General features: G+C 62.4%; 22 protein-coding genes. 16 read left to right on the plus strand and 6 right to left on the minus strand.

Translation table 11 applies throughout. The features are described 5' to 3' along the window. Nucleotides 1-14: 14 nt before the first annotated feature. Complete coding sequence (gene dapA, locus K3175_RS02055; protein WP_221541709.1) at nucleotides 15-896, minus strand: 4-hydroxy-tetrahydrodipicolinate synthase; 882 nt, start codon at nucleotides 894-896, stop codon at nucleotides 15-17. A 137-nt stretch (nucleotides 897-1,033) separates the two neighbouring features. Here dapA and K3175_RS02060 point away from each other — a divergent pair, with 137 nt between their 5' ends. Together K3175_RS02060 and greB are read left to right on the plus strand one after the other, a co-directional pair. After that, a complete protein-coding gene (locus K3175_RS02060) occupies nucleotides 1,034-2,953 on the plus strand; it encodes a lytic transglycosylase domain-containing protein (protein ID WP_221541710.1) in 1,920 nt (639 codons plus the stop codon). A gap of 23 nt (nucleotides 2,954-2,976) precedes the next feature. After that, nucleotides 2,977-3,456, plus strand: coding sequence for a transcription elongation factor GreB (gene greB, locus K3175_RS02065; RefSeq protein WP_221541711.1), 480 nt, complete (start codon nucleotides 2,977-2,979; stop codon nucleotides 3,454-3,456). Nucleotides 3,457-3,566: 110 nt separating this feature from the next. Here the strand turns inward: greB and K3175_RS02070 are convergent, their stop codons facing one another. Then, on the minus strand, nucleotides 3,567-4,238 hold the full coding sequence (locus tag K3175_RS02070; protein WP_221541712.1) for an outer membrane protein: 672 nt from the start codon (nucleotides 4,236-4,238) through the stop codon (nucleotides 3,567-3,569). Between the two features lie 295 nt (nucleotides 4,239-4,533). On the opposite strand from K3175_RS02070, the gene rlmN reads away from it, so the two are divergent. The 9 genes from rlmN (at nucleotide 4,534) to K3175_RS02115 (ending at nucleotide 13,714) form a co-directional block, all read left to right on the plus strand. Then, on the plus strand, nucleotides 4,534-5,790 hold the full coding sequence (gene rlmN / locus K3175_RS02075) for a dual-specificity RNA methyltransferase RlmN (RefSeq protein WP_221541713.1): 1,257 nt from the start codon (nucleotides 4,534-4,536) through the stop codon (nucleotides 5,788-5,790). A 4-nt stretch (nucleotides 5,791-5,794) separates the two neighbouring features. Then, entirely contained in the window at nucleotides 5,795-6,823 is a 1,029-nt protein-coding gene (locus tag K3175_RS02080) for a septation protein IspZ (RefSeq protein ID WP_221541714.1), read from the plus strand. Between the two features lie 66 nt (nucleotides 6,824-6,889). Next, the gene (locus tag K3175_RS02085; protein ID WP_221541715.1) at nucleotides 6,890-7,870 is read left to right on the plus strand and encodes an acyl-CoA thioester hydrolase/BAAT C-terminal domain-containing protein; all 981 of its coding nucleotides are present in this window, start codon (nucleotides 6,890-6,892) and stop codon (nucleotides 7,868-7,870) included. Then, entirely contained in the window at nucleotides 7,867-8,466 is a 600-nt protein-coding gene (locus K3175_RS02090; protein WP_221541716.1) for a class I SAM-dependent methyltransferase, read from the plus strand. The genes K3175_RS02085 and K3175_RS02090 overlap by 4 nt, the downstream gene beginning before the upstream one ends. 164 nt (nucleotides 8,467-8,630) lie before the next feature. Beyond that, on the plus strand, nucleotides 8,631-9,275 hold the full coding sequence (locus K3175_RS02095; protein ID WP_221541717.1) for an MOSC domain-containing protein: 645 nt from the start codon (nucleotides 8,631-8,633) through the stop codon (nucleotides 9,273-9,275). Nucleotides 9,276-9,402: 127 nt separating this feature from the next. Beyond that, on the plus strand, nucleotides 9,403-9,798 hold the full coding sequence (locus K3175_RS02100) for a glycine zipper 2TM domain-containing protein (protein ID WP_221541718.1): 396 nt from the start codon (nucleotides 9,403-9,405) through the stop codon (nucleotides 9,796-9,798). Nucleotides 9,799-9,908: 110 nt separating this feature from the next. After that, nucleotides 9,909-10,676: an SDR family oxidoreductase gene (locus tag K3175_RS02105; RefSeq protein WP_247710617.1), complete on the plus strand. Its 768-nt coding sequence runs from the start codon at nucleotides 9,909-9,911 to the stop codon at nucleotides 10,674-10,676. 75 nt (nucleotides 10,677-10,751) lie between these two features. Beyond that, nucleotides 10,752-12,041 (plus strand): SAM-dependent methyltransferase, encoded by a 1,290-nt coding sequence (locus K3175_RS02110; protein ID WP_221541720.1) that lies wholly within the window; start codon nucleotides 10,752-10,754, stop codon nucleotides 12,039-12,041. Between the two features lie 425 nt (nucleotides 12,042-12,466). Beyond that, on the plus strand, nucleotides 12,467-13,714 hold the full coding sequence (locus tag K3175_RS02115; protein ID WP_221541721.1) for an SAM-dependent methyltransferase: 1,248 nt from the start codon (nucleotides 12,467-12,469) through the stop codon (nucleotides 13,712-13,714). A 52-nt stretch (nucleotides 13,715-13,766) separates the two neighbouring features. On the opposite strand, the gene K3175_RS02120 is transcribed toward K3175_RS02115, so the two are convergent. Then, the gene (locus K3175_RS02120) at nucleotides 13,767-15,080 is read right to left on the minus strand and encodes an acyltransferase family protein (protein ID WP_221541722.1); all 1,314 of its coding nucleotides are present in this window, start codon (nucleotides 15,078-15,080) and stop codon (nucleotides 13,767-13,769) included. Between the two features lie 253 nt (nucleotides 15,081-15,333). Here K3175_RS02120 and K3175_RS02125 point away from each other — a divergent pair, with 253 nt between their 5' ends. Together K3175_RS02125 and K3175_RS02130 are read left to right on the plus strand one after the other, a co-directional pair. Then, the gene (locus K3175_RS02125) at nucleotides 15,334-16,548 is read left to right on the plus strand and encodes an argininosuccinate synthase (RefSeq protein ID WP_221541723.1); all 1,215 of its coding nucleotides are present in this window, start codon (nucleotides 15,334-15,336) and stop codon (nucleotides 16,546-16,548) included. 947 nt (nucleotides 16,549-17,495) lie between these two features. Then, nucleotides 17,496-18,008, plus strand: coding sequence for a septal ring lytic transglycosylase RlpA family protein (locus tag K3175_RS02130; protein WP_221541724.1), 513 nt, complete (start codon nucleotides 17,496-17,498; stop codon nucleotides 18,006-18,008). Between the two features lie 51 nt (nucleotides 18,009-18,059). Here the strand turns inward: K3175_RS02130 and K3175_RS02135 are convergent, their stop codons facing one another. Then, a complete protein-coding gene (locus K3175_RS02135) occupies nucleotides 18,060-19,262 on the minus strand; it encodes a hypothetical protein (protein ID WP_221541725.1) in 1,203 nt (400 codons plus the stop codon). A 264-nt stretch (nucleotides 19,263-19,526) separates the two neighbouring features. Here K3175_RS02135 and K3175_RS02140 point away from each other — a divergent pair, with 264 nt between their 5' ends. The 3 genes from K3175_RS02140 to K3175_RS02150 all read left to right on the plus strand — a co-directional run bounded on the left by K3175_RS02140 (nucleotide 19,527) and on the right by K3175_RS02150 (nucleotide 21,694). Continuing rightward, nucleotides 19,527-19,757, plus strand: coding sequence for a hypothetical protein (locus tag K3175_RS02140; RefSeq protein WP_221541726.1), 231 nt, complete (start codon nucleotides 19,527-19,529; stop codon nucleotides 19,755-19,757). 336 nt (nucleotides 19,758-20,093) lie between these two features. Beyond that, entirely contained in the window at nucleotides 20,094-21,161 is a 1,068-nt protein-coding gene (locus K3175_RS02145; RefSeq protein WP_221541727.1) for a GmrSD restriction endonuclease domain-containing protein, read from the plus strand. Then, nucleotides 21,158-21,694: a HEPN domain-containing protein gene (locus K3175_RS02150; protein ID WP_221541728.1), complete on the plus strand. Its 537-nt coding sequence runs from the start codon at nucleotides 21,158-21,160 to the stop codon at nucleotides 21,692-21,694. The genes K3175_RS02145 and K3175_RS02150 overlap by 4 nt, the downstream gene beginning before the upstream one ends. Before the next feature lie 31 nt (nucleotides 21,695-21,725). Here the strand turns inward: K3175_RS02150 and K3175_RS02155 are convergent, their stop codons facing one another. Both K3175_RS02155 and K3175_RS02160 read right to left on the minus strand, forming a co-directional pair. Continuing rightward, complete coding sequence (locus K3175_RS02155; RefSeq protein WP_221541729.1) at nucleotides 21,726-22,073, minus strand: hypothetical protein; 348 nt, start codon at nucleotides 22,071-22,073, stop codon at nucleotides 21,726-21,728. Between the two features lie 133 nt (nucleotides 22,074-22,206). Then, the gene (locus K3175_RS02160; protein ID WP_221541730.1) at nucleotides 22,207-22,506 is read right to left on the minus strand and encodes a TM2 domain-containing protein; all 300 of its coding nucleotides are present in this window, start codon (nucleotides 22,504-22,506) and stop codon (nucleotides 22,207-22,209) included. Nucleotides 22,507-22,532: the final 26 nt, after the last annotated feature.

Consider the following 22,532-nt stretch of genomic DNA (forward strand, 5'->3'; position numbering starts at 1 on the left):
TTCGCGGGGCTGCGTTAGAGCAGTCCCGCGTGCTCCAGCGCTTCGTCCACCGCTTTGCGGCTTGCTTCGCTCGCACTGCAAAGCGGCAGCCGAACGTCGCAGCTTACCCAGTCGTGTACGCGGCTCAGCGCATATTTGACCGGCGCAGGACTTGCGTCGGAGAACATGGCGTAATGCAGCGGGAACAGCCGGTCGTTGATCTCGCGCGCCTTGACCAGATCATTGGCCGCGATGGCATCGTGGAATTCTGAACATAGCGCAGGAGCCACATTGGCAGTGACGGAAATGCAGCCCGATCCACCTGCCGCCGAGTGGGGCAGCCAGAGCTCGTCATTGCCGGACAGCTGGCAGAAGTCGCGCCCGATGCCCATGCGGTGATCGGCGACGCGGGAGAGATCTCCGCTCGCGTCCTTGATGGCAACGATGCGGTCGGGATATTTGCGTACCAGTTCGACCACGGTCTCGTCCTCGATATCGGTCACGGTGCGGCCGGGCACATTGTACAGCACGATCGGCAGGTCGCTGTTTTCGGCGAGGAAGCTGAAATGCGCGATGAGCCCCGCCTGGCTGGGACGGTTGTAATAGGGCGCGACGCACAGCCCGGCCGCCGCCCCCGCCTTCTTGGAAAATTGCATGTGCAACAAGGCGTTGCGCGTATCGTTAGAACCGCAACCGGCAATTACCGGCACTCGGCCGGCCGCCTGTTCAATGCAGACTTCGATCACGCGGTGATGTTCCGCGTTCGACAGGGTCGACGCCTCGCCCGTGGTCCCGCAGGGTACGAGCCCCTTGCTCCCGTTCTCTATCTGCCAGTCGACCAGTTTGCGAAAAGCGGCCTCGTCGAACGCTCCGTCGCGAAAGGGAGTCGCCAGAGCCGGAATTGAGCCTGAGAACATTTACGTCAGTCCTGCGTTAGAGGTATGAAAAGCGGGCCTTTCAGGCATCCGCGAACACATTTCATTCAGCGCCTGATAAGGAGGGGCCGGGCACTATGTCCAGCATGGGTCTAAAAACAAATATTTCATACGCTTTAATGGCAAGCTCCGCGTTGGCCATTCCTGTCGCCGCTCACGCGCAGACGCCCACCAGCTGGCCTGACGGCAGCAACACCATGGTTGCGCAGCAGCCGACGCAGGCTGCATCCGCGATCAATCGCTGGGAATATCTGACCAAGGCGGAAAATCTGTCTTTCGCCGATTATGCCGGCTTCATCACCAGCTATCCCAATTTCCCGAAGCAGGAATTGCTGCAGCTGCGCGCGGAGAACGCGCTTGATCGCGATGCGGCAACGCCGCAGGCGCTGGTCCAGTTCTTCGACAGCAACCCGCCCCTCACCAATTCCGCCAAGGCACGTTATGCCTTGGCGCTGGCCGCAATGAACCGCGGCGAGGCACGCGAACTCGCCCGCGAGGCATGGCGCAACGGCACGATGAGCGGCCCGGCGGAAGCATACATGCAGGGCCTGTTCGGCCAGAACTTCTCTCCTGAAGATCAGGACGCGCGGATGGACGCGCTTTTGTGGCAGGAAAATCTCGAAGCCGCATCGCGCCAGATCCTGCGCGTTTCGCCGGCCTATCGCGAAATGGCGCAGGCCCGCCTAGCCCTTCTGCAAGGAAGCATGCCGGCCAATGCCGGTCTTCCGGTCCCCGCTTCGGCCATGAGCGATAGCGGCTATGTCTATAATCTGGCGCGCTATTATCGCAGCAGCGGACAGCTGCCCAGCGCGATCAACCTGCTGTCCTCGCGGGCGAATTTCACCACCCCTGCCTATGACGGCACGGATTTCGTGGTCGAATCCCTGCGTGTGGCACAGGGTGCCGATGCCCGTAGTGCGGTGAACATCGCCTCCAAGGTGGACGATCTCTTTGCGCCGGGTACCGATATTTCGGACGGCTCCTTCACGCTGCGCGACAAATATACCGATCTGATGTGGCTCGGCGGCACCAAGGCGCTGTGGTCGCTCGGTGACGGTTCGCGCGCTGCGCCGCTGTTCTATCGTTACGGTGCGGCGGCCAAGACCCCCCTTACCCGCTCCAAGGGCTTTTTCTGGGCTGGCCGTGCCGCTGCGCGCTCGGGCAATCAGCAGGAAGCTCAGCGCTATTGGAACATGGCGGCCGAATATCCCGATTATTATTATGGCCAGCTTGCCCTGAGCGAACTCGGCCGGTCGGTGCCGACCTTCTCGCCGGTTCTCACTGCGGGTATCAGCGAACAGGCCCGCTCGCAGTTCAATGATGAGCCGCTGACCAAGGCGCTGCGGGCAATGGCGCGCGATCGCCGCGACTGGCGGACCGAGCGTGCGTTTTTCGAAGCGATCGCAGAAAATGCGAAGACGCCCGAAAGAATGGCGCTCGTCGCCGAACTGGCGCGCGAGACCGGTCTCGACGAGATGGCGGTGGTTGCCGGAATGGTCGCGGGCGAACAGGGTGTCGACGGGTTCGAGCGGCTCGGCTTCCCGACCGTTCCCACTCATTCGGGCGCGAACTGGACCATGGTCCACGCCATCGCTCGGCAGGAAAGCGAATTCGACCGCACCCGCGTTAGCCACGCCGGCGCGCGCGGCATGATGCAGCTGATGCCGGGCACGGCCCGCGAAGAAGCGCAGAAGGCCGGTATCCAGTATATGTCCGCCAGCCTCACCGGCGATCCGTCCTACAATATCCGCTTGGGCGACCAGCATTTCGCGCGGTTGATGAGCCGGTATAACGGTGCCTATCCGCTCGCCATCGCGGCCTATAATGCCGGTCCGGGCCGGGTGAACGAATGGCTGGCGCTCAACGGCGATCCTCGCACGGGCGCGGTCGACTGGGTGACCTGGATCGAGCAGATCCCCTCCAACTTCGAAACCCGCTATTACGTCATGCGCGTGATCGGCAACGCCGTGAGCTATGCCAATATGAACCCGGACAAGTCCAATTCGGCGCAGCGCAATGTGAAGCACTACCTTCCCTGACGATTAGCGCCTAAGGCGCGCCGATGACGGGACGAACCAATCCGATAACTCCGGCAGGCTACAGGGCGCTGCAGGCAAGGTACGACCACCTGCTGGGCACAGAGCGGCCGGAGATCGTGGAAATCGTCAGCTGGGCGGCCGGAAACGGCGACCGCAGCGAGAATGGCGACTATCTCTATGGCCGCAAGCGCATGCGCGAGATCGACCGCGAGCTCGCTCATCTTGCGCGCCGGATGAAGGCGGCCAGAGTGATCGCCCCGGCAGATCAGCCCGACAAGGACCGCGTGTTCTTCGGCGCGACGGTCGAAGTCGCCGACGAGGACGACGCCCGCAAGACCTTCACGCTGGTGGGTGACGACGAACAGGATGCAGGCAGCGGGAAGATCGGCTGGTCGAGCCCGCTCGCCCGTGCGCTCAAGGGCGCATCGGTGGGCGATGTCAGATCGGTGCGCCTGCCTGCAGGCCTGCGCGACTGGGAAGTGATGGCCATCACCTACGTATAGAGCGAGCCGCCAGATCGGCGCGCCCTCCCCGACTTACCCATTCGCACACCGCACAAACGAAAGGCCCGGGGCAATCACGCCCCGGGCCTCCGTTGTTCAGATCACTTCGATTAGAAGCGGTAGCCGAAGCCAACCATCACCTGGTGACGGTCGGTGTCGATTTCACCGATGTCCTGGTCGGCCAGGTTGTCGTTCTCGAAATCGACTTCAGCGTCGCTGTAGTTCGAATAACGGTACTCGAGCTTGGCGAAGGTGTTGGTGCTCAGAGCGTATTCCGCACCGGCACCGAGACGGTAGCCGTCGGCATCGATCTTGGCGTTGTATTCATCACCGTCGAACGAGCTTTCGATGTTGTAGCGTGCGTTGGTGTAACCACCCTTCGCGTAGAGCAGCAGGTCGGGCTGTGCGAGCACACCGACGCGGGCGCCGACATAAAGGTCACGGCCGGTTTCGACGTTACCGAGCCCAAAGCCTTCGAAATCGCCATCGGTGAATTCGGTCTTGGCGGTGGAATCGGTCCACTCACCTTCGACACCCAGGACAACGCCGCCGGCATTGAAGTCGTAACCGACGCCTACGCCGTAGCCGAAGCCGTCGATGGATTCGTCATTGTCAGCGTTCACGTCGTCATCGACGGTGCTGCCAGCCTTGCTGATGTCATAGCCGAGCAGAACTTCGGCGCGCGGACCGGTGAAGGTTCCGGCGGTTGCGTCCTGCGCTGCGGCAGGCACTGCAAGGGCTGCTGCCGAAGTTGCGACCATGATTGCGACTGTCTTTTTCATTACTTTAACTCCGTTATTACCCGCGGCTTTCCGGCCGCGTGGACTGATGAAACGGAGCTTTTCAGAAGTAGTTTCATTAACCTCAGACAACTTGGAAATGTTGCCAGAAAGACACATTATTGCGCCGAGATGAACGATTGGGGCGATGAGCCGTGGGGAAACACCCTGCCCCGGCGGGAACCTGAATGCGGAAGCTCTCCGCGCACCCTCCTCGCATCCTCAATGATACTGACTGAAGGCCGTAAAAGGATGTGGGTGGTAAAGCGGCGCGTCTCCTATTATATGCGCAGGCTCCATGACAGATACGACTTTGATGAGCATTCCCGGGCAGATCGACCCGGTTCCCGTCGCGCGTGACATCACGCCGCGCGCCGATGGCCGCGTGGATCTGATCGGCCTTCCCAAGGACCGCATCCGCGACCTGTTCGAAGAAGCGGGCCTCGATGCCAGGCAGGCCAAGCTGCGCGCCAAGCAGGTGTTCCACTGGCTCTATCACCGCGGCGTGACCGATTTCGAAGCGATGACCGATATCGCCAAGACCATGCGCCCCTGGCTGACCGAGCGGTTCGTGATCGGCCGCCCCGAAGTGGTCGAGGCGCAGCATTCGACCGACGGCACGCGCAAATGGTTGCTCAAGACCGCCGACGGCCACGAATTCGAAATGGTCTTCATCCCCGATGCCGATCGCGGCACGCTGTGCGTGTCCAGCCAGGTCGGCTGCACGCTCAATTGCCGCTTCTGCCACACCGGCACGATGAAGCTGGTCCGCAATCTCACCCCGGGCGAGATCGTCGGCCAGGTCATGCTGGCGCGCGATGCGCTGGGCGAATGGCCCAAGGGCAATATGAAGTTCGATTACGGGGCCGATCTCGACGAGATCGAGGAAAGCTCCGAATACAGGTCCGATGGCCGCCTGCTCACCAACATCGTGATGATGGGCATGGGCGAACCGCTGTATAATTTCGACAATGTCAAAGGCGCGCTGAAGCTGGTCATGGACGGCGAAGGCCTGGCCCTGTCCAAGCGCCGCATCACGCTGTCGACCAGCGGCGTGGTCCCGATGATGGAGAAATGCGGCGAGGAAATCGGCGTCAATCTTGCCGTCTCGCTCCACGCGGTGACCAAGGAAATCCGCGACGAAATCGTGCCGCTGAACAAGAAATACGGCATCGAGGAACTGCTCGAGGCCTGCGCCGCCTATCCCGGCGCCAGCAATGCGCGCCGCATCACGTTCGAATATGTGATGCTGAAGGACAAGAACGATAGCGACGAGCATGCGCGCGAACTCGTTCGCCTGCTCAAGCAGTATAATCTGCCCGCCAAGGTGAACCTCATTCCGTTCAACCCATGGCCCGGAGCGCAGTACGATACCTCTACACCGGAGCGTGTGCGCAGCTTTTCCAACATCGTCTTCGAAGGCGGCATTTCCGCCCCTGTGCGCACGCCGCGCGGCCGCGACATCGATGCCGCTTGCGGCCAGCTTAAGACCGCGGCCGAAAAAAAGAGCCGCGCACAAAGGGACCGCGAGGCGGCAGAGGCAGTCCAAGCGTAAGCCGATGGGCGGACTGACGCTCTGGCGCTATCGCCGCCGCTTTATGGTGGACGGCGTGCAGGCAACCGTCACGGCGCGTTCGCGCACCGTTGGGCTGGAATCCCAACTCGAACTGGATGGCCGGATCGCGGCGAGCGATTTCACCCCGGCCGTTGGCCCCGATGCGGTGCGCAATCATCATCTGTCCGCGACGCTGCCCGACGGCTCCGCCATCGAGGTCGAAGCAGGCTATGTCAGCTCGGTCAACATCGGGATTGCAGTGCACCATGACGGGCGGCTGATCCACGAAAGCCATCCCGGCCGCACCATCGCCTATCCGGAAAAGTATCGCGAGACGATGGCAGCCTATGCGAACGGGACCATGGGCAGTGCGCTGTCGCAAGATTTCGGTGGCGGTCCCTCCGGCGCCTCCTCTTCCGGCGCGCTCGATATGTCCGCGTTCAAGCGCAACCGCATCCCGCTGGCGGTCGATATCGCGCTGGGCCTGCTGTTCTTCGTCGTCGCCAAGCTGACCGATCTGACGACTGCGGCATTCGTCGGCGCTGCGCTCGGGGTTGCCCTGCTCGCCGCGCAGAAAATCACCAAGGTCGATTTGCTCGGCGGGCTGGCGCTTTTCGGCATCGGCCTGCTGCTGCTTTCCGCCGTGCTCGCGCTGGTGTTCCAGTCTGACGAGGCCGTGAAATACCGGTCCTCCATCGTCGGCGTGGTGAGCGCCGCGCTGTTCTTCATCGACGGTCTGGCCGGGGGCAACCGGCTGGCAGCGAGGTTGATGGCCTACCTGCCCTATCGCGATATCGATGCCGCGCGGCTGGGGATCGGCATGGGCGTGTTCGGCGCCGTTCTGGCGGCGCTCAATCTGCTGGTGGCGCTCTATGCCTCGACCGATGTCTGGCTCTTCTACAGCACTTTTGCCGATTTCCCGGTCTCGATGGTCCTGATCCTGCTGGTCTTCCGCTATTCGCAGGGCAAGGTCCTGCCCGATACCTATCCCAGATACCGCCACGCCCACGCCGAAAGGCCAGGTCAGCCCTAGATATCTGTCTTGCATGAACTCTTCCGAGGTGTATTATGCAACTGATACACAAGGAAGGGCATTATCATGAGCAAGCTGTTTGGTGTCGTCACGGCAATGTGCGTCGCCCTCGCCTCACCGCTCGCTGCCGAGCCGGGCCCGCCCGTCGCGCCCACCGAAGTCATGGTGGGCGACAGCCTGCCCTATGCCTATTTCGCCACGCCTGAAGGCGAAGGGCCCTTTCCGGCCATCATCATCCTTGGCGGCAGCGAAGGCGGGGATTTCGGATCGCGCGGCTCTGCGCCCCACTTTCTGTCCGAAGGCTATGCCATTTTGGGCCTGCCGTATTATTCGCCCGCCTATCTGCCCAAGGAACGGCAATTGCCCGACCTTCCGGTGGCCTTCGATTCCATTCCGCTCGAAAAACTGGAGATCGCCCGCGACTGGCTGAGGAACCGCAAGGACGTGCAGGCCGACAGCATCGGGCTTTATGGCGTGTCGAAAGGTGCCGAATTCGTTCTGGCAGGGGCCAGCCGGATCGACGGCTTTGCCGCCGTCGCCGCGATCGTGCCCAGCGATGTGATCTGGGAAGGCTGGGGCCCGAATGCCAAGCCGGGCGAAGTCAGCAGTTTCTCCTGGCAGGGCCGCCCCCTGCCCTTCGTCCCCTATCTCGGCATGGAAGAAGAGTTCAAGAAATACGCCATTCCCGGTGCCACTGTCCGCCTGCGCACTCCGCAGGATGCCGGACGGCGCGCCCATCCGGACCGGGTGGTGGATGCGCGTATCCGCGTCGAGACTATCGACGAGCCCGTTCTTGTCGCGGGCGGAGATCAAGATAATACGTGGAATTCGGGCGCGATGGCGCAGAACATTGCCGAGCGCCGGGCCGAGGCGGGCAATCTCGAAACCGTCGCCCTGATCTTTCCCGACGCCACCCATGCCCTCTCCGGCACCGGGGTCCAGCGGACCGAAGGCGACTTCCGCTATGACGAACCGACGCTGGAGGCGCAGCAGCAGATCTGGCCCGCCACGCTGGATTTCTTCGCGGCGCATCTCAAACGGCCATGAGCGCCGATCCTGCGACCATTGCCTATTACGAGGCCAATGCGCCGCATTACACTTTAAGCTTTGGGCAGGCGCCCAGCCGCCATCTCGATGGATTTCTGGACCGGCTCGATACACGCGCGCGCATCCTGGAACTGGGCTGCGGCGCGGGGCGGGATTCGGCGCGGATCATCGAGCGCGGTTTCGATCTCGATGCGACCGACGGCACACCGGCCATGGTCCGCAAGGCCAATGAACGCTTCGGCATCGGCGCCCGGGTCATGCGCTTCGACGAGCTCGCTGCCAAGGAAGCCTATGACGCGGTCTGGGCGCATGCCTGCCTGCTCCATGTCGCCCGGGCCGATCTGCCGCAGGTGCTGTCCGCGATCCATGCCGCGCTGAGGCCGGGGGGCTGGCATTTCGCCAATTACAAGCTCGGCAGCGGCGAGGGGCGCGATCCGCTGGGCCGCCTCACCAATCTGCCCGGCGAAGGTTGGCTGGAGCAGGTCTACCGCACCGCCGGCTTCGAGATCGCCGCGGGCGAGCGCTATCCCGGCAGGGGTGCCGACGGCGTCCAGCGCGACTGGTATGCGCTCACCCTGCGCCGCCCGCCGCGCTGAGGCAGAATATCGCTTTCATACATTTGCCCGCTGTGCTGGAAGGCTCTCATGCGCCTCTTGAATAGCCCTCAAACCCCCGGTTTCCGCCAGCTTGCAGGGGGTGGCTTATTTACCCCCTGGACCGTGCTCCATGTGCTCCATCCTGTAGGAAAGGGGTTTGCGGCATGACGGCCGAAGTCCTCGCGCTGTGCACCGGCAAGCCCGCGCGCCTCGCCGACGGAAAACTCAGTTCGATCGACAAGCATGCCGTGGAAGGGCCGGTGCGCATCACCCGCATGGGGCTCGAAGGAGATACCCAGACCGACCGCAAGCATCACGGCGGGCAGCACATGGCCGTGCATCTCTACGCGGCGGACCATTATGCCTATTGGCGCGAGGAGATTCCCGAAGTGGCGCGGCTGGCCTCTCCCGGGGCGTTCGGCGAAAACCTCCACACGCGGGGCCTGACGGAGGGCGAAGCCTATATCGGCGACCGTTTCCGGATGGGCACGGCACTGCTCGAACTGAGCATGGGCCGCCAGCCCTGCAGCACGCTGGAACGGCATTTCCAACGCAAGGACATGGTCAAACGCATCATCGCCAACCACCGCTGCGGCATCTACTTCCGGGTGATCGAGGAAGGCGAAGCGGTCGCCGGCGACAGTCTCGCCCTCATCGCCCGCAGCCAGGATCGCTGGAGCGTGGAGGACGCCTTCGCCCTGCTCTTCGACAAGGCACGCAGGCCGGCGCAGGACGAGATTCGCGATCTGCTCGCGGTCCCGCAGCTCGGGCCGCAGTGGCAGGACAAGCTGCGCGCCAGGCTGCGCTGATCGGCCACGGCCCGTCTCACGGGATATGTCGGCTCATCGCTAATATGCCGTAAAGCGCATTCGTTCATGCGCCGTTGTAAATGCGGCGGCAGATTGCGTGGCGAAGTTGAGAACACAAGGACGTAACATGAAACAGGTCGCCATCGCTCTTGGAGCAGCCACACTCGCCCTCACCGGCATCGGAACCGCAGCCCCGGCCGCAGCCGATCCGCCGTCATGGGCACCCGCGCATGGCAAGCGCGCCAAGGACCGCGCCCAGCACCGCATGTATGACGATCGCGGCTATTACTCCTCCCCGCGCCGCATCACCCGCGACAGCTACATGTGGCGCGGCCGCGATGGCCGCTATTACTGCAAGCGCGACAACGGCACGACCGGTCTGGTGATCGGCGCGGGTGTCGGCGCGCTCGCCGGGCATGAACTGGCGGGCCGCGGCGACCGGACCTTGGGCGCAATCCTCGGCGGTGCCGTGGGTGCGGTGGTCGGGCGCGAGATCGACCGCGGAAGCCTGCGCTGCCGCTAATTCACGCCCGAAACGGGTCGCAGAAGATGGCGTCGTCACTCCCCTCGGTGGCGGCGCCATTTTGACGCCCCCGCCTTCCCTTTACGCCGCTCGCTGATATGCTCCCCGCCATGGATCACGACAGACCAGCAGTGCTCGTTACCGGCGGGGCGAAACGCATCGGGGGCGCCATCTCGCGGGCCTTTGCCGGGGCCGGATGGCATGTGGTGATCCACTACAACCGCTCGGCATCCGCGGCGCAGGATCTGGCTGCCGAGCTGGACAGCGCCGAAACCGTCCGCGCCGATCTGTGCGACGATGACGCCGCCACTGCCATGGCCGAGGAACTCGCCCCCCGCCTTTCCGACTGGCGGGCCCTGATCAACTGCGCCTCGGTCTTCGATCCCGACGACGTGACCGCGCTCGATCCTGCCACCAGCCGCCGCGCGATGCAGATCAATGCGCAGGCCCCGGCGCTGCTAGCGCAGGCCTATCTCAGGCACGCGACATCGCAGGCCGGGCGGCATGTGATCCAGGTCACCGACCAGAAGCTGGCCAACCCCAATCCCGACTTCTTCAGCTATACCATGAGCAAGCACGCGCTCGATGCCACCATCGCCATGCTGGCCATGGGCGCGGCGCGGGAGGAGGACCGGGTCTACGGCCTCGCACCCGGCGCGATTCTCGCCAGCCACGACCAGTCCGCCGAAGAGGCCGAGCGGTCGCACCGGATGAACCTGCTGGGGCGCCGTACCTCTGCACAGGAGGTCGCCGATGCCGCGGTTTTCCTTGCCTCCGGGCATCTCGCCAGCGGCCAGACGCTCTTCCTCGACAGCGGCCAGCACCTGCTCCGCCAGCAACGCGATGTGATCTATCTCGCCCGCGAGCAGGTGGGATAGCACGGCCCTTCGCATTGACTTGGCCCGCATGATCGGCATGTTCGCCCGAAAATCGCCGAAGGGGAGCGGACGGCCATGTGGCTACTCGACAAGTTTCTGAAAGCCGCGGTCAAGACGGGCCGCCTCGTCGTCACGGACCATGACGGCAAGACCTATGAATACGGCCCAGCCGATCCCGCCGAGCCGCCGCTGCGCATCAAGTTGACCCACAAGAAGGCGGCGAACCACATCGCGCGCTATCCGCAGATGGGCGCGGGCGAGGCGTTCATGTGGGGCTGGCTCAAGGTCGAGGCCCCGCACGATATCCGCGATCTCATCCTCTTCGTCACCGAACAGGCGGGCAGGCCCGGCGACACGGCGCTGAAACCCAAGGGCAAGCTGCGCACCGCCGCCCAGCGGCTGATTGCCAAGGCCGACAGCATCAATCTGCGCGGCAAGGCGCGCAAGAACGCCGAGCATACCTACAACCTTACCCGCGAGCTGTACGAGCGGTTCCTCGACGAGGACCGGCAGTACACCATGGCCTATTACCGCGAGGATCCGGCCACCACCTCGCTCGAGAAGGCGCAGCTCGACAAGAAGGCGCATCTCGCCGCCAAGCTGCACATCAAACCCGGCCAGCGCATCCTCGACATCGGCTGCGGCTGGGGCGGCTTCGCGCTCTACCTGGCGCGGCATTACGACGTCGAGGTCCACGGCGTGGCGCTGGCCCCCGACCAGATCGCCTTCTGCAAGGAACGCGCGGAGGAAGCGGGCCTCGCCGACCGGGTCAGGTTCTCCCTCACCGATTACCGCGATGTGAAAGGCCAGTTCGACCGCATCAGCTCGGTCGGCCTGCTCGAACACGTGGGCACGCCGCATTACCCGCAGTTCTACGAGCACACCAACCGCCTGCTCAAACCCGATGGCGTGATGATGAGCCATTGCTGCGGGCGCGCCGGCCCGCCCGGCTTCACCGACGCCTGGACGCGCACCTACATCTTCCCCGGCGGCTACATTCCGGCGCTGAGCGAACTGGTCACCCAGTCCGAGCAGTTCGGCTGGCAGGTGATGGACGTGGAGGCCATGCGCTTCCACTACAGCCACACGCTGGAGGAATGGTACAATCGCACCGTCCAGCACCGCGCCGAGATCGTCGAGATGTATGATGAGACCTTCTACCGCATGTGGCTCTACTACCTCGCCGGGGCCGAACAGAGCTTCCGCCATGGCGACATGGTCAACTGGCAGCTGATCTATGTGAAGGACCGCAGCGCCATTCCCATGACCCGCGAATGGATTATGGAAGAGAGCGCCCGCCTGCGCGCCGCCGACGCCAACCAAATCCCCGAATGGCGCTTCGCCCAGCGGGAAGCCGCGGAGTAAGTGCATGTGCTCCATCCTGTAGGATTGGCCCTCGGGCAATCCTACAGGATGGAGCACATGGAGCACGGTCCTGAGGGTAATTTTCCCGGACCGCAAATGGGGCGAGCGGGCTGGATCGAAAAAGGGCAACGATGCGAAAGAGCGAGGCTGCGGCATATCGATTCGCCATCGTGTAGGAAACGCCTTTCGGGCCTCTTGCTGCGTGAGCGTGAGCGTGCGCGGGCGGGACCGGGCAAGGCGAAACGGACCGCCTGCCCCTTCCCGGTCATTGCGAGCGTAGCGAAGCAATCCATCGCGAGACTTTCCGTCACACGCAGGAGTAAGGGTCTTCCGCTCCCACGCCACCGCGCCCCCAATTCCGGTATCGCAAAAGTGCATCACGGTGATTAGCTAAGCTGAAAGATTACTCTTCCAGCAGGTTACCCATGAGCAAGACCCTCTTCCGCAAGTTCCTCCAGCGCGGTGTCAACCGGGGCAGGCTGGGCGTCGTCTATGCCGACGGCAGCGCCGACACGTTTGGCGAGCCTGCCACGGGCTTTCCCGAGATCGTGCTGAGGCTCACGGATGACCGCGTGCCGCGCGATATCGTGCTCGATCCGCGGCTCGGTGCGGCCGAGGCCTATATGGACGGCCGGTTGGTCATCGAAGAGGGTGACATCATGGGCCTCGTCACCCTGCTGCGCGCCAATAATGCGTGGGACAAGGGAGGCGATCTGGGCAAGCCCCGGCTCAGCCGGCGCCTGCTGGGGCGCGTTGCGGGCGCGGCGGAGAAGGTCAACAATGCCGTCCGGTCGAAAGACAATGTCGCGCATCATTACGACATCGGGAATGATTTCTACGCCCTGATGCTGGATGACGAGTACTGGCAGTACAGCTGCGCCTACTGGCCCACGGATGATTTGACCCTGGCCGAGGCGCAGCGGGCCAAGCTGGCCCATATTGCCGCCAAGCTGATGCTGCGTCCCGGAGACACCGTGCTCGATATCGGCTGCGGCTGGGGCGGCATGGCGATCTATCTGGCGCAGAATTACGATGTGAAAGTCACCGGCATCACCCTGTCGGAAGAACAGCACCAGCATGCCCGCCAGCGGGTGGAAAAGGTCGGGGTCGGAGACAAGGTCAGCATCGAACTGGTCGATTACCGGGCTTTTGCCGCGGCCGGGCGCAAGTTCGATCGCATTGTGAGCGTGGGCATGTTCGAACATGTCGGCCAGCCCCAGTTCGAGGAATTCTTCCGCTGCTGCGCCAACCTGCTGAACGATGACGGGACCATGCTGGTGCACACGATCGGCAGAATGGGTTCGCCCGGGTCGACCGATGCCTTCACGCGCAAATACATCTTCCCCGGTGGCTACATTCCGGCGCTGTCGGAAACGGTCGCTGCAAGTGAGAAATCGAGGCTGATCGCCACCGATGTGGAAACGCTTCGCCTCCACTACGGCAAGACCCTGCGCTGCTGGTATGCCAATTGCATCGCCAATCGGGAGAGGATTCTCGCGCTTTACGACGAGCGTTTCTATCGCATGTGGCTGTTCTACCTCGCCGGCGCGGCCACGGTCTTCGAATTCGGCGGGATGTGCAATTACCAGATCCAGTTCGCCCGCAACCGCCACGCGCTGCCGATCACGCGAGGGTATATGGCTGAGGAGGAAGAGCGGTTGTTGGAGGCGTAGCAATACTCACAGTCCCTCGCCTGCCCTCTGTCGTTTGGAGAGGCAAACGCCCTCACCCCCGCACCCAGCGATAGACCGGCCCGAACCCCACCAGTGCCGCGCCCACGAACGGCAGCGCCACGACCCATAGGCGCACGCCGGTTACGCCTGCGGGGCTGGCGATGCTGATGGCGGCCGTCATGGCTAGACCGATGCAGATCGCGATCATGCCGAGCACGAGGCGCAGGTGCGGAACGGGTTTGTCCCGCTTGGCAGCCCCCATGCCCCGCTCGTAGCGCGCGAACACGGCGATCAGCGGCAGCAGAACGGCGATGTAAAGCGCGAACCAGACCGGGCGGCTCCACCACCATTCCGTGCTGCCGGGGGCCATGTGCAGGCCGATCCCTCCGGCAATCCAGGCGGCGACCATCACCAGCACATAGGCCGTCAGGTGCCAGAGATAGACGGTCATGATCATGCCGTTCATCAGCACGGTCGCGGTCCACAGCGTCAGATTGTCCAGCAGCTTGCGGCCCCACGGCTCCAGCGCCAGCACCAGCCCGGCCTGCGTCACGCCCAGCGCGAGCAACGCCAGCGTGGGCGGCATGGAATTGGTGATCTCTGCCCCCGGCACGCCGATCATGGCGATGGGATAGGGCCCGTAGACGGTAAGGCCGATCAGCGCGGCCAGCCCGCCGACGAACAGCGCGAGCGCCCTACCCTGCGCCAGCCTGCCCTGCTGCCAGGCGTATCCCAGCTGGTGGATGCCCACCCATACGAACAGGAAATTGAGAAAGTTCACATAAGGCACGTCGAGCGCCAGCGTCAGCCAGTCGATCACGATCGCGGCCACCACCAGCAGCGCGATGCTGCCGAAGCCGAGCCGTTCCCACAGCGTCCATGTCAGCGGGGCGAGCGCGGTGACCACCAGATAGACCGCCAGGAACCACACCGGCACCAGCGCCAGCTCCACCGCCATGCGCACCGTCGCGCGCTCCATCCCCGCCTGCGTCGCGAGAAAGGCGAAAGCCGCCCACGCCAGCAGCACGGGGAAGACGGGATTGATCAGGCGCTGGATGCGGCTGGCGAACCAGTCCGAATAATGGCGGTTCTTCGCGCGGGACGAGGCCCAGCTTACCCCGTTGGAATAGCCGCCGACGAGGAAGAAGATCGGCATGACCTGGAAGCCCCAGGTCAGCCACTGCGTCCAAGGCAGGATGCCGAGCAGGTGGCCGCCAACCACCTCGCCGTTGGCGCCGATATAGGGCGCGGCGACCAGCCAGTGGCCCACCACTACCGCCAGGATCGACAGGGCGCGCAGGAAATCGACATAGCGGTTGCGCTCCGGCGGCGCTTGCTCGGCCAGCGCCTTCGCCTTGTTCCACATGGTAGTAATGCCCCTTCTCTCCAATCGTCTGACAGAAGATCTAGGATCGAATACTTAACAATCCAGTAGCGAAGCCAAGTGTTACTGGACGCGACTTATCGTTTTCCTACACGGCCGGGAGCGGATAGCGCGCTTGTGGCTCCTTCTTATCGTTCATCCCATGCGGCGAGATTTGTTCACGCCCAAGCGCGTCTTTATTGCCCGCATGGCCGCGCCCTGCTAGCGGCGCGGCGAATTTACAGAAGGTATGCCCATGTCCGATATCAAGCGCGTCGTCCTTGCCTATTCCGGCGGCCTCGATACTTCCGTCATCGCCAAGTGGCTCGAAGTGGAGCGCGGCCTTGAGGTCGTGACCTTCACCGCCGATCTCGGCCAGGGCGAGGAAATCGCGCCGGCGCGCGAAAAGGCCCGCGCGATGGGCATTCCCGACCAGCACATCTTCATCGAGGATCTGCGCGAGGAATTCGTGCGCGATTTCGTCTTCCCGATGATGCGCGCCAATGCCCGCTACGAAGGGGATTATCTGCTGGGCACCAGCATTGCGCGCCCGCTGATCTCCAAGCGCCTCGTCGAGATCGCGCATGAGACCGGCGCCGATGCCATCGCGCACGGTGCCACCGGCAAGGGCAACGATCAGGTGCGGTTCGAACTGTCGGCCTATGCGCTCGATCCGGATATCAAGGTGATCGCCCCGTGGCGCGAATGGGACCTGACGAGCCGCACCGCACTCATCGCCTGGGCCGAGGCGCATCAGATCGCCGTGCCCAAGGACAAGCGCGGGGAAAGCCCGTTCTCGACCGATGCGAACCTTCTGCACACCTCGAGCGAAGGCAAGGTGCTGGAAGATCCGTGGCAAGAAACGCCCGATTACGTCTATTCGCGCACCGACCATCCCGAAGACGCGCCCGACACGCCCGAATATATCGAGATCGGCTTCGAAAAGGGCGACGGTGTATCGCTCAATGGCGAGGCGATGAGCCCGGCCAGCCTGCTCGCCGCGCTCAACGATCTGGGCCGCACCCACGGCATCGGCCGCCTCGACCTGGTCGAGAACCGCTTCGTGGGCATGAAGAGCCGCGGCATGTACGAAACCCCGGGCGGCGAGATCTACGCCCGCGCGCACCGCGGCATCGAACAGATCACCCTCGATCGCGGGGCGGCGCATCTCAAGGACGAGCTGATGCCGCGCTATGCCGAGCTGGTGTACAACGGCCTGTGGTTCAGCCCCGAGCGCGAAATGCTGCAGGCGGCGGTCGATCTGAGCCAGGAGAAGGTGAACGGCGTGGTGCGGCTCAAGCTGTACAAGGGCAATGCCATGGTTGTCGGCCGCAAGTCGGACAACTCGCTCTATTCCGAAGCGCATGTGACCTTCGAGGACGATGCGGGCGCTTACGACCAGAAGGATGCGGAAGGCTTCATCAAGCTCAACGCCCTGCGCCTGCGCCTGCTCGCCAAGCGCGACCGGTAACAATATTACGCGAAAGACGCTGACAGGGCGCGGTGATTTTTACTTGCCGCGCCCTGTCACGCATAAAATTGCGGTGAGCCGTGGACTTATCCACCCTGATCCACAGCGAAATCGGCCGAAAGTGGATAACCCGCGTCCGGCCCGCTTGCCAATTTGCCGCTTCGGGCGCAGCTTCAATTCATCGGAACGGCCAGGAAAGCTTCTCGCCAAGATGATCTAACGATCTGAAAGGCAAGGACTTTCCGAAACCGGGAAGACGCAGCGGGTTCTGTCCGCGCGCTTTTCGAGACCCTCGTGCCAAGGCTTCTGGCCGGACGCAATGCGGGTCGATGACGGAAGTGCGAAGGTTTCTCGTTGCGGGTCGGGCCAACCCGGCCGGATGCCGAAGATGGCGTCGCACGAAGGTCTTCGGACCGGACATGCGATGTGATCGCTCGAGGCGCCGGCCATCAACGGAAGGCCAGGCTGCGGAACCGCCCGTTGAAGCGCGGCTGGGCAAGGCGAGCGAACGATCCTCGGATCGCGACGCGGCCGACACCGGGCCGAGCGGAGGGTAGATCCGGATGCCGGTGCGAGCGCCGGTGAAGGAACCTGAAGACCATTTTCGAATGGCCGGACGGGGAAACATCGGATGCCAAGTCTGTGTCTCTTGAACACTCGTGTTTAAGGAACTCGGCCACGCATCGGTGAGAGTGGGGTCGGCAGCGATGCCGGCCCCATTTGTCGTTGGAGGACCCTTTCCCCAGTACCGGTCAAGCAGGTGCCGGAGTGCGGGATTCGCTCCCTTGTGTGCCCAGGGCATCGCACCCCCAATATGCTGTAGCGCCCCCATCCCGCGGGTCCGATCACGATGAATCGTGGCGGAAACGGGGCAGCTTCCCCTGGGGTTAACGACTCCCGCCGAGGAGCCCTCTATATCCTCCCGAACCGCACGGGAGGTCCCAGACATGACCAATCGAACGCTTCGCAGCGTACTCTTTGTTGCAGCCATGGCGCTGCCCAGCACGGCCGGACACTCGCAGACGAGCGAGCAGACAGCCGTGGTCCAGCCCACCTTCGGGGGGCATTTCGCGCCTTATCGCGCCCTGCCGGACCAGCCCGAGCCGGGCCCGCAGGCGGTCGACCTCGACACGTTCGAGCCGCCGGTCGAAGCCGCGCCCGCCGCCACCTCGCTCGGCCAGGGCGTCGCCTCCTATTACGGCAAGCGCTTCCACGGCCGCCGCACCGCCAGCGGCGAACGGTTCGACATGAACGGCTACACCGCCGCGCACCGCACCCTGCCCTTCGGCAGCAAGGTGCTGGTCACCAACCCATCCACCGGCAAGAGCGTGACGGTCCGCATCAACGACCGCGGGCCCTTCAACCATTCGCGCACGATCGACCTCAGCCGCGCCGCCGCGCAGGATCTGGGCCTGATCGCCCGCGGCCACGGCACGGTGGAACTCGCGCTGGTCGACTGAGCCCCCCGCACACTGAGACCCCGCCCGGCGCCGCGCGTCACCCCGCCGCGCCTAATAGGGGCCCAACACGGTGATCGCGGGCCATGGGCGCAGGTTCTCCTCGCCAGCAGGTTCCCCGGCCTCGCCCTCGTCGCTATCCTCCGCACAGGCCCCGTCAGCGACCGGCGCGCTCTCTTCCAGCGCCCCCTCGCCGGATGAGCCAGCGCTCTCGGCGCTTTCCCCCTCCCCGCTCTCATAGTCCTCGCCCGCGTCCTCGTCCTCGGCCCAGTCCTCCCCCTCGTCCTCGTCGTCATCCTCGTCGCGGACCGGCATCCACACGCCGTAGGTGGTGCTCTCGAACAGGGTGAAGCCCGCGCCCATGCGCCACCAGTCCTCGTCGCCCGCGAGGAAGGCGGCGGTCTGGCATTCGTCCACCGCCATCATATCGCCCAGCTGGCCCGGCAGCGGCGCGTGGCTCGGCCGCGCATCCTCCATCTCGTCATGCAGCCTGATTTCGGGCGGATAGTGCGCGCAGCCGCGGCAATCGGGCCAGCGCGGCTTGTCGCAGCACGGCCCCTTGCCCCCGCCCCGGTTCGCCACCGGCTCCGGCCCCTGCGGCCCCATGCACCAATGCGCCGGGCCGCCTCCGCCATCATGGTGCGCCCCCACGCAGTCGCAGGGCTTGTCGAGCGGATCGGGCCCGCTGCGCGCCTTTTCCTGCCCCTGTTGGATTCCCCCAGAGCCATTCCTACAGGATGGAGCACCTGGAGCACGGTCCTGGCGATTATTTCCCGCATCCTCACCGGCCCGCGCGCCATCGTCCAGCGCCTCGCCCCGGCGCAGGCTTTCGAGCATGGTGTCCATCACCGCCAGCGTCTCGACCACTTCGGCGCGGTTTTCGAGCCGGTCGAGCCGCGCGAGATGGGCGAGCAGCAGCCGGTCGGAAAAGCGGCGGCGGCGCGCCACCTCCTCGCCGTGATAGAACACCGGCTCCTCCACCCCGTTCAGCGCCCGCTCGGCCAGCGTCGCCTCGGCATGGGTGCGCGCCGCCAGCAGCGCCGCATCCCACAGATCGGCCAGCGCGGGCGAGGCACGCCGCTGGCGATAGGCCGTCTGCGAGGATACCCGCGCCGCGCGGCAGGCGAGCCGCACATTGCCGAACATCTGCAGGCTCTGGATGAAATCGGCCTGCTTGCGGGGCGAAAAACTGGTGTGCCCCGCCCCATGCGGCCCGGCGGTGGGGGCAGGCTGCTCGATCGTGACGATGGCGTTCATGCGGCACCTCCCGCACGCAGCGCGCGCATAAGAGGGCGCCGCCGACAGCGCAGCGCACCGGGCGGCAAAAGGTCTTCACGAATACAGAAAAACATCATGGTTCACCTCATGGATTTGGAGTGAACCGAACCAGATATACAGGCGATTTCGTGTAGGACAGCCCTAATTGATAAATATTTAGCCCGGGATACGGAAGCACGCAGGGCGCGTTTACTGTGCGTGCGCGCGAAGAAATCGCCCGCCGCCCGAGGATCGCCCAGCCCCATGTTCACCCAACTCAATCCGCCGCTGCCCGTGACCGTCATCGACCGGGGCAAGGGCCTCGCGCTCGCCGTGATCGACTACGGCCCGGAGCACAATCTGATCTGGGTCACCGCGCTCGACGCCAATGGCGAAATCTGGTGCGCGCCCAATCCCAAGGTGCGGATGCAGGAGAACTGGTCGATGGGGAGAGGGAAGCCTGATGTCGCGATGGATGCGGGAGACAGCGGTTAAGGCTTCGCGCCTCATGCCCACGGCTATAGGTTCACACGTACCTCAAAGCGAACGTCGGCGACATGTTGGAAGTGATCCTTTCCAAAGTCAGCGCCGTCTTCGAACGAGCCCGGCGCTTGGTTTTCGCTGATCATGAAGTTGCGAGTTGGTGAGGGTTTATATTCCCGCAGGCTGCGCGAAGCCGTGTCCTCGAAGCGACACGAACTAAAATCGAGGCATAGTGAGCAGCGGCCAAGTGATTTTCCACCGAAAACGCTTAACTTCTCAAGCTGTCAAGTTGCTTAGAGAACAATCCCTGCTTACGTCTTCAAACTTATCGGTTTGATCGGAAGACATATGACAGACGAATTTGACGACTTGAACACGGTGGAAGAAGCAGATGATGAACCATACGTCGAGTTTGATATTTCTGTCTCACCGTCCGATCCAACTTTAGAAAGTTTGGCGCAAAAGATCGAGAACGGCGACATGATTGTCCCGTTTTACCAGAGACGCTTCGTCTGGAAAATTGAACAGGCTTCTAAGCTGATAGAGTCGTTCTTAATGGGCCTGCCTGTCCCGCAGGTGTTCTTGTACGTCAACGATGATGACCGCCTTGAGATCATAGATGGTCAACAGAGAATAATGTCCGTCAAATACTTCTTTGAGGGCTATTTTGGAGAGGAGGATAATCGGGGAAGGCGACAAAGCTTTAAGCTTAAAGGCCTATCTGAGCGCTCTGAATACAACGGTCTGACATTCGAGGATCTCGGGGAACGAGAGAAACGGCGCTTGAGAAATAGTACCCTACGAGCAATAAATATTAAGCAACTTACTCCCAACGACAATTACAATAGCGTGTTTCATATTTTTGAACGACTCAACACGGGTGGGACCGCGTTGAAGCCGCAAGAAATTCGAAATGCGGTTTACCGTGGAAATATTGTGGCCGAGTTGCAGGAGCTTAACACTGACCCCGATTGGCAAGAAATATTAGGTTTAAAAGCGCCAGACCGTGGACAGAGAGACGTAGAACTTATCTTGAGGCTGTTTGGCTTGTTCGAAAATTGGGATGACTACGAGAAACCCATGCTTCGCTATCTTAATAACGTCATGTCAAAAAATAAGGAGTTTGACTCAGAGAAAGCGGAAAGGTTTTGTGACAGATTTGGAGAAGTCACCGATTTGGTTAATGACACCCTCGACAAACCATTTCGACCGAAACGAGTAGTAAACAGCTCAGTCTTGGAGGCCGTTATGGTCGCCCTACTCGAAGATGCATCAATCGACGCTAAAAAACTTGATGCTAATTACGACAGGTTGATGGTGGATGAAGGGTTTCAAGAAGCAACCAGCGGAGCCACCACTGACACGGCAGTTCTGAAAAGCAGAATCCAGATCGCGAAGCGCATTCTTTCCGCATGAATCGCGCGCCAATTGTGGAGACCCTGGCTCGAATCGAGGGCCTCGCTAATGAAATTAACCAGCACGTTCCTTCTGATCGTCCAAGTTTAAACGAATTCCGTTCTGATCTTGCCGGACTTTTGACTGTCACTTCTTGCGCCACCTATGAAAACTGTGTGAAATTAATCTTGCAAGATTATGCCGGGCGCCAAAGCAATCTGTTTAGAGTCTACGCAGAAAACCAGTACGATAAGATAAATAGTCGGATTGATATTCGTGACTTACATAAGTACTGCAAAACCTTCCATCCAAATATCTCGAGAATATTTAAAGATAAATTAGAGAAGTCCAAGAGGTTTTACCTAGAAAGGGCGAACTCCGATATCACAGAATCTTATGGCCAACTCTTGAAATGGCGTCATTCTTTTGCCCATTCTGGTGCGCGAATTACAACCGTCGAGGAAGTACTAAGGCACCACCAACTTGGGAAGCGAGTAATTATTCTTTTCTCTGATGCGTTTGCTGAATTTCCACCTTCGACGCCGGTGACTTGATTTACTTCGCCGTGGGCCGCCTCCCCCTGCTTTATCCGAACAAGATCAATGGCAGGAAGATCGTCGCCAAAATGATCGCCAGCGAGACCGCGAAAACCAACCATGCTCCGCCGCGCAAGGTTCGGGCCTTCTCCTCGCCGGAGAAACGACCGTGCTGGCCAAGGTCCAACGGCTCCGAAGTGTCGACCTGCCGGCGGTATGCACGGTAAACGCGCATGCCAGTCACCATGGCCACGAACAGGATGGGGGTGACCTTCCAGACCCAATCCCCGAAGACTGCGGAGAGGACGATGTTGACCAGCAGGAAGGGTACCAGGGCGAAGAGCACCAGTGCCTTCCCGGCACCATCCCCAAAACCCCCTCCGCTGTAACCGCTCATTGCGCTGCGGCTTCCTTCTGTCGCTGAAGCATCGGATGCAGGTAGTGGACGGTGTAGCTTTCTGTGCAGCGGCGACTTCTCCGCGTGAAATCCCGTGGTGGGCTCATCAAACACGATCGGCGGTGCCGCGACACTATTCCCCGAACTTGTCCGCGATTTCCATATTCTTTTTTCGAGCCATGCCGGGGATAAGAAATAGGTCGATCAATATCCAAATCCCTAACGGTATCCAGAAGAGGCCAGCTGTCGGCCAACCCAAAACCCATAAGACTAACTGCACCGCTCCCGTACCGGGATATCCAAGATAAAACCGATGCGCGCCCAAGCCGCCCAAAAAGATCGCAAGAAGATATGCGACGCCTGTCGATCTTCGATTGGCGTCATACATCATTTGTGCTCGCGCATTGGCGAGATTATTGGAATCCGTACTCATGCAGCCCCCCGCTTACAATTTACGAT

The organism is Qipengyuania aestuarii (assembly GCF_019711535.1).
Classification (GTDB): domain Bacteria; phylum Pseudomonadota; class Alphaproteobacteria; order Sphingomonadales; family Sphingomonadaceae; genus Qipengyuania; species Qipengyuania aestuarii.